Genomic DNA, 12,899 nt, shown 5'->3' with positions numbered 1-12,899 from the left:
CTCGATGCGCGCGCGGGTATCCTTTTCTCTTACAGCATTGCTAATGCGCACTGCAAACCATTCTGATGACCGCGCATCGCGGCGCGGTCATTGCCAAAGTCACAGCGACGTTTCCTGATCCGAAGTCGAGGCGACCTTGCGCTCGATCAACCTATCGATCGCGGCGTCGCTGTAGCCGAGTTCGCGGAGAGTCTCGCGCGTATTTGCGCCCACGTCCGGCGCAGCTTGCGGCTTGCGCTTTTCGCTCCCGCGAACAAATAGCGGACTGGTAATCGTTTCGAGATTGCCGTGGCCGGGATAATCCATGTCCACGACCGCGCCCGACGCGCGCATCTGCGGATCTTTCACCACGTCGTCGAGGGTCGGGAACGGCGCCCACTTGATGTCGTAATTTTTGAACAGCCCGCGCAACTCGGAAAGGTCGCGCGACTCGAATTGCGATTGCAGGATCGCGTGTAGCGCGGCGGCATTTTCCTTCTTGCCGTCGTTGTCCTTGAACATCGGATCGGTTGCGAGATCGGGATACCCCAGCGCATTCGCGAGCCGCGGAAACTCGACGTCGGGGTCGAGCAGCGCGATCATGAACGGCTTGCCGTCGCGGCTGAGATAGCCGGCGCCGAGCGGATTCGGCGGATGCGCCCCCGGCTCGCTGCGCTGCGGAAATTCGGCGTTGCAAAATTTCGCCTGGAGATCGCATCCGTTGGCCCACGCGCCGCTCGCGAGCAACGAGGTGCCTACCTTCGAGCCGCGGCCGGTGCGTTCGCGATTGTAGAGGCCCAGCATGATCGCGCCGAACATCGACATCGCGGTCGGATGATCGCCGATACCGGGGCGCGGGCCGCCCGGTTTGCCGTCGACGCTGACCACGCCCATCATCAGGCCCGAGCGCGCCCAGTATGCCAGCGCGTCGAACGCGGGCGCATCGACGTCGTCGCCCGCGTCGCCGTAGCCGGTGAGATGCGCATAGATGAGTCGCGGATTTTCGGCGTTCAGATCCTCGTACGCGAGATGAAATTTTTCGAGCAGTTGCGGTTGATAGTTGGTGACGAAGACGTCGGCGCTCTTGACCAATCGAATCAGCACTTCGCGGCCTTCGGCTTTCGAGAGATCGAGCGCGACGCTTTTTTTGTTGCGGCCGGTGAGCACCCAGCCCCAGTTGATTTTCGATTTGGCGGTGCCGGGCAGATGCGGGAACAGGCGCCATAAATCGCCGCCGCCGGGCCGTTCGATTTTGAAAACCTCGGCGCCGAAGTCCGACATGATGGTCGTGGAGGCCGGCCCCGCGATATAAGTGCCGCAATCGATTACGCGCAGACCCGCCAGAATTCCGCCATTTTGCATAGTCATTCTCCCGAGAACGATTCGACACTTTGTCGCTAATACAGCTTTCGATTATCCGCAAGCGGTTGATAGCTGGCGACTCGTGCGAAAAATTGCGCGCGCGAACGCGCTGCAAAAGATTTTGCCAAGCGGCGCGCTGGTCGCGTAGGCTGTCGTCATGGATAAGGCATCGATTCGCAGTCACGTCGAACAGCTCTGGGATAGCTCGATCGTTTCCGAGCTGATTGAGTACATCCGCATCCCGAACAAGTCGGTCGCGTTCGACAAGGAATGGATGGCGCACGGGCACATGGAGCGCGTCGTCGCGCGCTTCGAGAATTGGGTGCGGCGCCAGCCGATCGCGGGGATGAAGGTCGAAGTCGCGCGCCTCGAAGGACGCACGCCGCTGCTGTTCATCGACATCCCCGGTAAATCCGACGACTGCGTTTTGCTCTACGGGCATATGGATAAACAGCCCGAGATGGCGGGATGGCGCGACGGCCTTGGGCCGTGGGAACCGGTGCTCGAGGGCGATCGATTGTACGGGCGCGGCGCGGCCGACGACGGTTACGCGACGTTCGCGTGCATGGCGGCAATCGGCGCGCTGCAAGCGAACAGCATCACGCATGCGCGATGCGTCGTCGTGATCGAGGCGTGCGAAGAAAGCGGCAGCTTCGACCTGCCGCATTACATCGAGCATCTCGCGGCGCGCATCGGCCAGCCGAGCCTGGTGATCGCGCTCGATTCGGGATGCGGCAATTACGAGCAGCTTTGGTGCACCACTTCGCTGCGCGGACTGGTCGGCGGCCGGCTAACGGTCGAGGTGCTGACGGAGGGGATGCATTCCGGCGATGCGGGCGGCGTCGTGCCGGACAGTTTTCGAATCGTCAGGCAACTGCTGAGTCGCGTCGAGGATGAGGCGAGCGGAGAAGTGCTCGCGCGCGAGTTTCACGTCGAGATTCCCGCGGCGCGCCTCAAGCAGGCGTCGGCGACGGCGTCGGTGCTGGGCGACGACATCTACAAGAAATTTCCGTTCGCAGGGGCGACGCAGCCAGTCAGCCGCGATCTCACTGAACTCGTGCTGAATCGCACCTGGCGTCCCGCGCTGTCGATTATCGGCGCCGACGGACTGCCGCCGACCGCCAATTCCGGCAACGTGCTGCGCCCGCAAACCGCGGTGACGCTGTCGCTGCGATTGCCGCCGACCTGCGATCCTAAAATCGCGACGCAGAAGCTCAAATCATTGCTCGAAGAAAATCCGCCGCACGATGCGAGGGTCAGTTTCGCGCCGAACTGGGGCGCCAGCGGATGGAACGCGCCGGAACTTTCGCCGTGGCTCGAGCGCAGCCTCGACGCCGCGTCGAATGACTACTTCGGCAAGCCGACTGCGTACATGGGCGAGGGCGGCACGATTCCGTTCATGGCGATGCTCGGCGAGCGCTTTCCGGAAGCGCAGTTCCTGATCACCGGCGTGCTTGGACCGCACGCGAACGCGCACGGCCCCAACGAATTTCTGCATATCCCGACTGCGAAGAAACTGACCTGCTGCGTCGCCAACGTACTGGCCGATCACTTCAAACGACGCGGCAGCGGTTCGTGATTCGAGCAACTATCGGACTGTTGGATCAATTGAGGGTGCCTTTGTTCGCCAGGATACTTACAATTTCGGCTACCCCTGAAAAATGCAGAAACGCTTCGCTCTCGCTAAATCCAACTCCGGCAGCGTGGAGGACTGTGTTGCTGTCGAATTTAAGCCTGATAGCTTTTTGCTTATCTCGAGTCTGTAGTAGACTTTCCGGAAGTCTGTACACCATTTGAACAAAGGAAGATCCGTCTTCCAAGTCCCCGGAGGCGCGCTTGACAACATCCTCCAGGATTACACGGCTCATTCCCACCGTCCCGACGAAAAGGCCGTTTCGGTAACACTCCCTTACCTGATGAAACGCTGTCGAGAGTGGCTCGGGCAGAAGCTTTGACAATACCAGCATGGGCTCCCGGCTTTTGCGAAGCTCATAGTCCTTTAACTCCTGAAAGAACCCTTCTTGTGACCATCTCATGAGGTCGTCATCGGAGTACCAGGCATCATCGCCTGTCCACATGCCCTTCCGGTATTCGTCGAGTAATTCAGCTGCCAGTTCCCGCAAGCTCTGATCTTCGATCGGAGGGAGGTTGTTATTCGATCGGTTCAATAGTCTCCGAAACCTCCTTTTCGCGGCCTTTAAATTCCATTGTATTTTCTTTGCAGACAAGAGATCGACTGTCTTGCCGGGCCCGAGACGTTGCCTCTCCAAGTCAAGAATGCTCTGCAGGAGAGTGTCGGCAATTTTCCAAGGTCCGCCATAGCGACAGATGACCCGCCCATCCTTTCCGGCTTCCTGCGTAACTTCATAGCCATCCGCCGCTTTTTCGGTGGTCAGGAGCAACCCGTCTTCAGTAACCTCGCCATGACCGTTGGCGCATCTGGCCGACCAGTCGACTTCATCCCCGTCCGCGACCAAACCCCTGTGCGCGTCTGCACCACACTGCGGACATACAAGGCTTTTGTCGTTCATTGTTTACGCCCACTCGGCCAGTTGGGCTTCCAGTTGCGCGACGGATTGACCAGTAGTCACCTCGCCAGAAACGAGGCCGAGAGTTCCTCTCCAGCTAAGGCTACGACTATCGCGCGAGAAAGTGATCGTCACGCTAATCTCCCTTCCCCCGGAAACTTTCGAAAACTCCCATCTCTCCGAGTTATCCGCATAGGTTCCCGCGACATTCATCGCGCACCCATGCCTGCGCAGTACGTCGAAATATCTATCCAGGTCGTCCGGATAGTTAGCCTTTTGGAGTAATTCGCGCACTTCTTTTACGAGCTCTTCATCGTCTTCGCTCTGCCATCCAGCTTCTCGAAGAATCGAATCGAGAGCGTCGTCATTCTCTTCAGGTTGCACTTCCTTCTTCTGCACCATTTCCAACTGGCGTTCGACCAACAGGCGCGCTGGCTCGTCAAGAAGCTTCCACCACTCAATTTGCCTGTTCGTTAAGCCTGGAAAGAGAGGGACAAACAAAGCCGATTCTTTCTCGGCACCAGTCAAGTTTCTAATCGTCTGATTTATCTGCTCCTTCAACCAACGAATCCGCGCCTGCGTGGGGTATTCCTTCATAGCCGCGTACTCCGCAACCGCCTCTACGGCGTCACTCTGATCCATCATAAGAAAGGGAGCTAAGTCCGACATGAGTTCGACCTCCGTCCAGTCCTGACTTAGTGCTCGATACCTCGAAGCAAGAGAGCCGTATAGCGCCACTTCATGGGGCGTAGTTCCCTCCGGGACTGGTATACGGCCTGCTTTAGCCAACCGGAGGTGCTTGGCGTACGAGATTCGCATCGCCTCTCTAACGCCTTCGGCATTGGGCGAAAACGAATTAAGTAAAAGCTTTAGGAAGCCCATCGACCGAGTGTTCCCCTTGTTCCTGCGTGTTGGCGAATCATAGCGGTCGCGGCAGTTCGTGATCGACTGAACTGAACCTACGGTCTAATCCTTGCGCGGCACAAGAGAAAGCGATGATGCCGATAGGGTTGTCGGACGGTGCGGCCTTCGACCAACTGTAGTTTTGTTGTTCGATTCGCTCAACAGTTGCCGAAACCTTCTTTGCGCGGCTTTCGAATTCCAGGGCATCTTCCTTGCTGACGTAATGTCGACCGTGTTGCGAGATATTCGTCGAACCTCCCCGTCAAATTCCGCTAGTAGTATCCCGTTTCCCTGGTCCGATTTTCTCAAGCCGGGCGCTTTGCAAAGAGTGTAGCTCGATCCCTCCTCTGGTTCATCCAGCGCATAGCTATACTTTTTCGGCGTATCTTCAGTGTTGATGAGCAATCCGTCTTCGGTGATCTCGCCAAATCCGTTGGGACACAGGATTGATCGAATAAATGGGAAACCGGTGCCCTCGGTCTCGACCGGTACCGATATGTAGACCTCCAAGGCTGTTTCACCGCAATGCGTACACACTGCTCTCTTCTTTACCATGAAAAGTACCTAGACAGACTGTCCCGTGGCGTTGTTCAAGAGATCAAATAGGGCCGATCTCAAGTGTGACCGACGCAGGCCGAAGATTCAATCTAGAACAGGAAGCGGCGGGCGTTGATGTTGATCAGGATTCCGATCGCCGCCATCATCGCGATCAGCGACGATCTGCCGTCACTCGCCAGCGGCAGCGTGATTCCCACCACCGGCGGCGCCGCGAGCATCGCAGCCAGCGCGAGCATCGCTATCTTGCTCGCCGATCACTTCAATCGCGGCGGCTCGTGATCGAGTGGCTGCCGACTGGACGCATCAATCTATCAGTCAGTCAGGATTATCGGACAGATTCGGACTAAAGCCGGGCGAGTCTTGCGCCACGTGACGCCGCCGATGGCGCCGGATCGTCACGTTGCTGGACCACCGAGATCTTAGCGTTGATGGGGGTCCATTTGGGCGGGGGCGCGGCTAGCGTTCTTGGGCGTCGATCCGTACCGCGACGGGGTTGTTGGCGGCGGCTTCGACCGCGACGCGCGAGCGCTCGCGCACTGGCTTGCCCAGCGGAGACAGATTCAGCTCGGTCGCGCATTCCTCGATTGCCCGATACGCGATGCGCCCTGCTTCGATCATCGCGCCGCCTACGCAGATCGCGCCCGCGATCGTCAGTGCGCCGAGGCCCAGTGCGATTTCCGGCAGTCCCGCGAGCGCCGCGATCGCCGCGCTGAGTGCGCCGGCTGCGAGCGCCAGCTCGGTCAGGCGTGTCGTCCTGATGCGCGCGACTACGATGTTCTTGAGCTTCATCCCGCCGTGCTCTTCGTCAGCAGTCTTGAGCTCGATGCGAGTCCAGGGGCTCGGATGCACTTCGAGGTCGAAGTCGTTCCATCCCGCGTCGACGATCGCGGGATGGCCGGTGCGCGCGAACAGCTTGACGACGCGATCGAGCAGGGTGTCGCGCGTGACGTATTGCTCGTTCCAGTACGCGAGGTTGACCGAGCGGCGCGCCCAATCGATCGACGGCTTCTGCCGAATCGTCTCCGCGGCGCCGAGTCCGGTACTGGCTTTCGCGCGCGTCTTGTAGCGTGTGATGGTTCGAATCATCGGCCCCGTATAAGCGAGATAAGCGATCAGCAGGCGCGCCCGGAAGCTCTCGTGAGATTTTTCGAGCGGCGCGTGCCATCCATAGTAGAGCGCCCAAATGGGTCCCAACGCCAGCATCGCGGCGGCCGGAATCACGCTCCATCCCAAGATGATCGAGATGACCAGCGCGATCGCCGCGAAGACCGTGTATTCGAGCGTCTGCGGTATCACGCCGGCGAGCGTCAGGCTCGGGTCGAACAGCGCCTGCGAGCCGGCGGCCGTATTCCACATCACGCGTTGGCGATTCCCGCCCGGCAGCGTGCGCGCGATTCCGGGGATGGTGCCGCGCCATGCAATTTGGCGCATCACGTTGAAGCGCTCGGGATAGCGCGGATAGAGCATCGCTTCGGCGCGACCGTAGCCGCGTTGCTGGCCGTAGTAGGCCTTGATGGTGTTGCGGCGGAAATGCCAGACGAACGCGGCGGGACAAAAGCCGAGCTTGTAGCCCGCGTCGATTAGCCGCCAGCAGATATCGACGTCGTCGCCAGCCGCGGTGTACTGCGGATCGAAAGCGCCAATCTTGAGCAGCGCCGCCTTGCTGAAAACCATGTTGCATCCGGCGAGATGCTCGGCGCGATCCTGGCCGACGAGCACATGGCATGGAGCGCCGGGCGACGCGGCGCAGCACGCCTCGATCCAGCCGTCTTCATGCGGCGCGTAGTTCGGTCCGCCGCATCCGTCGAAATCGTTTTCGACCATCGAGCGCATCATGAGCGTGAGCCAGTGCGGATCGACGACGCAGTCGGAATCGGTGTAGGCGATTAGCTCGCCGCGCGCGGCGTGCAGGCCGACATTGCGCGCGACGCTGAGTCCCTTATTCGATTGTCGAATCAGGCGGAACTCGGGAAAATCCATCGAGATTTCGGCGGTGCTGTCGCGCGAGCCGTCATCGACGATGACGACTTCGTAGTTTGGATAATCGAGCTTGCGCAGCGATTCGAGGCACCGGCGCATCGTGCGCTCGGCGTTGTAGGCGCAGATGACGACCGACACCATCGGCATCCGCGCGGCGGGCGGCGGGCAGGTGCCGTTGAGCGTAACGAACGGCATCAGGTCGGACGCGCGCATCAGCTTCACGCCGAGCCAATCTTTGGAAACCGGAGCAGGAACCGGCGGCGCCACAACCCCAGCCGCCCCCGTACCAAACGCCACCGCAACCGCTTCGTCCTGCCCCGGCGATGCATCCGCGAATTCGATAATCACCGGACGGGCCTCTGCGAGATTGTGCAGGGCAACGACGAAATCCCGAATTTCGATTGGCTCGAGAGCCGGGATTTCGCCGTAGAGAAAATCTTCTTCGAGCACGGTCAGCGCGCGAGTCTCGGGGCGCAGCTTGATTCCTGCGATCGCGGCGGGCGCGCGGTCCTTGATGATCCTGATGATGCTGCGGAGACGCGCGCGAGCATTCGCGAGGCCGCCGGCGCGCAACTGATCCTGGCGCACGGGACAATCGAGGATGTATCCGATCAGTGCTGGATGCTGGCTGAAGACGTGCGCGGTATGCGCGATCCGCGAAACGATCGACTTCCATCCGCGCGCGCGGAGCAATTCTTCGGGGGCGATCGAAAGTTCGAGCATCGCGGACAGACCGGATTGCGCGGCGAGATCGAGTAGCGGCTGCGCCTGCGATTCGGTGAGCACGAGGCCGGTGGTGTGCGCGGCCTTGAGATCGTCGAGGCGTTTGCGAACTTTGAGTTTCTGTCCGAAATCGAGGGTGGCGCTGACGTCGGGCAGGCGCATCGCCTTGAAAAAGAACTTCTGGCCTCTGCAAGAAAAGAATTTTCCATGGGCTTGGATGTTCTGCGGCGGTTCCTGAGTGGTGGTCATCGGTGTCAGCATCCTCGATGTAGGAGAGCAGAGAGCCAAAGCCATGCCATCGGAAAATCGCAATGATTTGCAGGGTTTTTACCTCATTGGCTCGATGCGACAGACCAATTGGGTTGAGCGCTCGACGATTTGCGCGGGCGGGCCCAGCAGTCGAAAAGATTCGCAGGCTGCAAATTTAGGCATCTGCGAATCAAACCGGCTCGCTAGATTGACTATTTTGCGAATGTTATAGGTCGATCAGGATGAAGGTGATTCAGACGCCATTTGCATGGCTGCTGTCCATTAATTAAGAAGTCAGATGGTTGGCCAAAACCTAATCTCTTCGAGTCGGTTCTAGCCATGAAACTATCGCTTGCCTGCGGATGCTGCCGATCGTCTAAAGCCAAGAAACGCCATAACGCGACTGACACGCCAATCAATGCGACGGCCGAGGAGTTGGCGCTGATCAAGGCGCAGTTGCTCGAGATCGAGGAATCGCTCTCGCGCTTGTGGGGAGCCCCGATCTGGAGCCGCACGCCGGAAGGGCTGGAACTGCGCGCGGAAGCGGCCGACCTGATCGATCGGCACTTCGCGGGTATCGTCGAGCAATGGACCGATACCATCCTGATGATGTTCCCGGCCTGGTATTCGAGCGAGGAACAAGTCGCAAAGCTCAAAATCAACATGTTCAATGCGCTGATCCGCATGGTCGATCATCTGCGCGATCCCGAGGACCTTGGCACCTACGTTCATCTGCGCCGCCATTGTCAGGAGGGAATGATCGCGCGCGCGAAGCCGTCGCAATTCAACACGATCCATATCGCGCTCAAGCAAGTCATCCTGAAGCACGTCAAATCGACGATGACCGGCCGCAGGATGGAACAGGTGCGCGACGCCGTGGTCGCAGCAATCGACGAACGGCGCCTGATGGTCTCGCAGTTCTATATCGAGTGGCGCGAGCGGATGCTGCGCGAGTCGGAAGAAAAGTACCGCAACTCGGTCAATCACGCGCCCGATCCGATGTACGAGATCGAGCCGCACACGTGGGCGGTGCTCGGCGCAAATTCGGCGGCCGAAAAGATGCATCTGATGATGCCGGGCGAGGAGCAGATGCCGCTGGTCGGCCGGCCACTTACCGATTTTGTACCGCAGCACATGCGTCCCGACACGGCGAAGTCGCTCGAGCAGGTGCTGCGCGATGGCACCGCGCAGGCGATCGACCTGCCGCTGGGACCGTATTTTTACGACGTCAATATGGCGTTGATTTCCTACGGCAATAAGCAATTCATCCAGATGATCCTGCGCGACGTGACGCAGCGCCACGAGATGCTCGATTCGCTGCTGAAGGCGGAGCGGCTGGCGGCGGCGGGCACGTTCGCGGCGGGCGTCGCGCACGAGGTGAACAATCCGCTCGCGTCGATTTCATCGCTAGTGCAGTCGCTGCTGAGCGGCGAACAGGACGAGCAGCGACGCACCGTGATGCATACGATCCTGTCGCAGATCACGCGCATCTCGAGCACGCTGAAAGACCTGGTCAATTTCGCGCGTCCGACGACCGCGCAGCGCAAGCACGTCGATGTCAACGCGCTGGTGTCCGAGACTTTGCGGCTGGTTACCTACAATAAGCGCTTCAGCGGGATTCGCGTCGAACCGATCCTCGCGCCCGACCTGCGGCCGGCTTTCGCCGACGACAACGAGATCCAGCAGGTGCTGCTGAACCTGGTCTTCAACGCGGCGGACGCGTCGCCGGCGGAAGGCGGAGTGATCAAGGTGATCACGGAGAATCACAAAGTCGGGCAGGGCTCCGACAGATCGCATCGCATCAAAATCAGAGTGGTCGATAATGGCATCGGCATCCCGAAGGAGCATCTCGAGCGGGTCTTCGATCCGTTTTTCACCACCAAGCCGGCCGGCGCGGGCGTCGGCCTTGGACTGTCGCTCTGCCAGCGCATGATCCTCGCGAATCACGGCACCATCCGCGTCGATAGCGAGGTCGGGCGCGGCACTTCGGTTGCGATCACGCTGCCAGTGCACGAGGAAGCGGTTCAGACGCAAAGCGCCGCCTGACGATGAACACCAACGACGCATCGTGGACCGCGCAGGAGCGCGGACCGTACCGGATCCTGGTCGTCGAAGACGAGCCGTTGATGCGCTCGATTATCGTGCAACTCGCGCGCAGCGAGGGCTACGAAGTGATGGAAGCGCCGGCGGCTGAAGTCGGCTTTCGGATCTTCGAAAAAGAGAAAATCGATCTCGCGATTCTGGATCTGAATCTCACCAGCGGCGGCAGCGGCCTCGATTTGCTGCGCCGGATGCGCGAGCTCGATCCCGAAGTGATGGGTATCATCGTGACGGCCTACGCGAGCGTCGAATCGGCGGTCGAGGCGCTGCATCAAGGCGCGTACGATTACATCACCAAGCCGTTCGCCAACGATCATCTGAAAAAGGTGATGCGCAACGCGCTCGAGGGCAAGGCGCTGTTTCGCGAGAATCGGTTTCTGCGCCAGGAACTGCGCGAGAAATATCGCTTCGAGAGCATCATCGGGAAAAGCGACGCGATCGAAAGCACGTTCCGCGTGATGGAAAAAGTTGCACGCACCGATTCGAGCGTGCTGATCACGGGTGAATCGGGCACCGGCAAGGAGCTGGTCGCGCGCGCGATTCATTTTTCGTCGGAGCGCGCCAACAATCGCTTCCTGCCGATCAATTGCGGCGCGCTGCCTGAGAATCTGCTCGAGAGCGAACTGTTCGGTTACAAGCGCGGCGCCTTCACCGGCGCGGGCCAGGACAAAGTCGGATTGCTCAAAGCCGCCGACAAGGGCACGATCTTCTTCGACGAGATCGGCGAGTTGCCACTCGCGCTGCAAGTCAAACTGCTGCGCACGCTGCAGGAGCGCGAGGCCTATCCGCTCGGCTCGAACGATCCGGTGGCGTTCGACGTGCGAGTGCTGTGCGCGACCAATCGCAATCTCGAGGTCGAGGTCAAGGCCGGGCGCTTCCGCGAGGAACTGCTCTATCGAATCAACGTCATCAACATCAATTTGCCGGCGCTGCGCGAACGCAAGGACGACATCCCGCTGCTGGCGAATCATTTTCTGCGCAAGTATGAGAAATCGCTCGCGCGAACGGGCGGGATGCGATTTTCAAAGGGCGCGATGCGCGTGCTGATCAATTATCCGTGGCCGGGCAACGTCCGCGAACTCGAGAATACGATCGAGCGCGCCGCGATTCTCGCCGAGACTGACGTGATCCATTCGCACGATCTGCCCGACAAGCTGCGCACGACGTCGCCGGTGATGGCGAGTATCGAGAATCCCGGGCTGACGCTCGAGGAACTCGAACGCGAACATATCAAGCGCGTGCTGGATAAGGTCGAAAACGACAAGGTGAAGGCGGCGCAGGTGTTGGGAATCCATCTCTCGACGCTCTATCGCAAGGTGCAGCGGTATCATCTCGACGGCGGCGCGCCAGTTGAAGCGCAGCCCGCCCGTAGCGCCTGAGCGGCGGGAATAAAAGCGCGAAGCCGAATCGGGCCGGCGGGCCGAATCGCAAAGAATACGCGAAGCCGAGTCGGGCCGGAGGGCCGAATCGCAAAAAATAAAGATGGCAATCCCCGAATCCACGAGATAGACTTTTGAGCGCACGGCCGCGCGGCCGCGCCGGAGACAAATATGGACCTCTTTGCGCCAAGCCATCTGTTGATCATTTTGCTGATCATCCTGGTCGTCTTCGGGCCGAGCAAACTCGGCGACGTCGGCGGCGCGTTGGGCAAGGCCATCCGCGACTTCAAGAAGGCCATGAGCGACGACGACACGAAGACGGTCGCCGGAACCGACGAAGCCAAGACTCCCGAAGTCGTCAAGCCCGACAAGATCGCGTAGCTCGCCCGTACAACTCGCCCTCACCCGACGCGACCGCGCATGCGAGTCGCTCGTTCACCGCACCATCTTGGCGAGGCCGCCTTATTTCACTGATACCTCCGTTCCGTCATCCCGAGCGAAGGCCGCCGCAGCCAAGGGATCCGTCCCTGTTCCTCGCCCGCTTTTTTGCGGGAGAGGTAAATAAGGAGTGGGCGAGGCATTGGGAACTGCGGCCGCGGTGCACGGGTGACGGGATAGACCGGCCGGCCTGGCCGCGTCTGACCGCTTAGGGTCGGCGCGTCTTTGTGATAAATCCGTTGGCCGTGAAGCCGCTTCGCGTCCCGCCATTCATTCGAATCGTGCTCTGGATCGGAGTCGGCGTGCTGGGAGCGTCGGCGCTCGGCGTGCTCGCGATCGCGCGCGGCGAGGACCGGCCGAGCGTGCTGTGGTTTATCGTTGCGGCCGTGTGCGTTTACGCGATCGGCTACCGCTTCTACTCGAAATTCATCGCCGACCGCGTGCTTGAACTCGACGACTCGCACGTCACGCCGGCGGTGCGCCTGAACAATGGCCGCGACTACGTGCCGACGCAAAAGTGGATCACGTTCGGCCATCATTTCGCCGCGATCGCCGGCCCCGGTCCGCTGGTCGGAACAGTGCTGGCCGCGCAATTCGGCTACCTGCCCTCGACCATCTGGATCATCCTCGGCGCGGTGCTCGGCGGATGCGTGCAGGACTTCGTGATTCTCGGCTACTCGCTGAAGCGTGACGGACGCTC

Annotated in this window: 10 protein-coding genes; 5 read left to right on the top strand and 5 right to left on the bottom strand. The window is 60.3% G+C overall.

The features are described from left to right. Positions 1–99 precede the first annotated feature (99 nt). Positions 100–1,341, bottom strand: a complete 1,242-nt coding sequence (locus Q7S58_RS16330; RefSeq protein ID WP_304828143.1) for a CaiB/BaiF CoA-transferase family protein — start codon at positions 1,339–1,341, stop codon at positions 100–102. Between the two features lie 157 nt (positions 1,342–1,498). Between Q7S58_RS16330 and Q7S58_RS16325 the strand changes: the two genes are divergently transcribed. After that, the gene (locus tag Q7S58_RS16325) at positions 1,499–2,920 is read left to right on the top strand and encodes a M20 family metallopeptidase (RefSeq protein ID WP_304828140.1); all 1,422 of its coding nucleotides are present in this window, start codon (positions 1,499–1,501) and stop codon (positions 2,918–2,920) included. Between the two features lie 25 nt (positions 2,921–2,945). On the opposite strand, the gene Q7S58_RS16320 is transcribed toward Q7S58_RS16325, so the two are convergent. The 4 genes from Q7S58_RS16320 to Q7S58_RS16305 form a co-directional block, all read right to left on the bottom strand. Further along, positions 2,946–3,872 carry a hypothetical protein gene (locus tag Q7S58_RS16320; protein WP_304828138.1) on the bottom strand — a complete coding sequence of 309 codons (927 nt, stop codon included), beginning with the start codon at positions 3,870–3,872 and terminating at the stop codon, positions 2,946–2,948. A gap of 3 nt (positions 3,873–3,875) precedes the next feature. Further along, entirely contained in the window at positions 3,876–4,466 is a 591-nt protein-coding gene (locus Q7S58_RS16315) for a hypothetical protein (RefSeq protein WP_304828136.1), read from the bottom strand. Between the two features lie 953 nt (positions 4,467–5,419). Further along, on the bottom strand, positions 5,420–5,566 hold the full coding sequence (locus Q7S58_RS16310) for an FtsW/RodA/SpoVE family cell cycle protein (protein WP_304828133.1): 147 nt from the start codon (positions 5,564–5,566) through the stop codon (positions 5,420–5,422). A 220-nt stretch (positions 5,567–5,786) separates the two neighbouring features. Continuing rightward, entirely contained in the window at positions 5,787–8,282 is a 2,496-nt protein-coding gene (locus Q7S58_RS16305; protein WP_304828130.1) for a glycosyltransferase family 2 protein, read from the bottom strand. Positions 8,283–8,621: 339 nt separating this feature from the next. Between Q7S58_RS16305 and Q7S58_RS16300 the strand changes: the two genes are divergently transcribed. The 4 genes from Q7S58_RS16300 to Q7S58_RS16285 form a co-directional block, all read left to right on the top strand. Then, complete coding sequence (locus Q7S58_RS16300) at positions 8,622–10,328, top strand: nitrogen regulation protein NR(II) (protein ID WP_304828127.1); 1,707 nt, start codon at positions 8,622–8,624, stop codon at positions 10,326–10,328. Between the two features lie 2 nt (positions 10,329–10,330). Continuing rightward, complete coding sequence (locus tag Q7S58_RS16295; RefSeq protein WP_304828125.1) at positions 10,331–11,761, top strand: sigma-54 dependent transcriptional regulator; 1,431 nt, start codon at positions 10,331–10,333, stop codon at positions 11,759–11,761. Positions 11,762–11,932: 171 nt separating this feature from the next. Then, complete coding sequence (gene tatA / locus Q7S58_RS16290; RefSeq protein ID WP_304828122.1) at positions 11,933–12,142, top strand: twin-arginine translocase TatA/TatE family subunit; 210 nt, start codon at positions 11,933–11,935, stop codon at positions 12,140–12,142. A 302-nt stretch (positions 12,143–12,444) separates the two neighbouring features. Continuing rightward, the coding region (locus Q7S58_RS16285) for a carbon starvation CstA family protein (protein WP_304828255.1) at positions 12,445–12,899 on the top strand (455 nt) is incomplete at its 3' end.

The organism is Candidatus Binatus sp. (assembly GCF_030646925.1).
Taxonomy (GTDB): domain Bacteria; phylum Desulfobacterota; class Binatia; order Binatales; family Binataceae; genus Binatus.
This window is presented reverse-complemented; position numbering and strand designations above follow the sequence as displayed.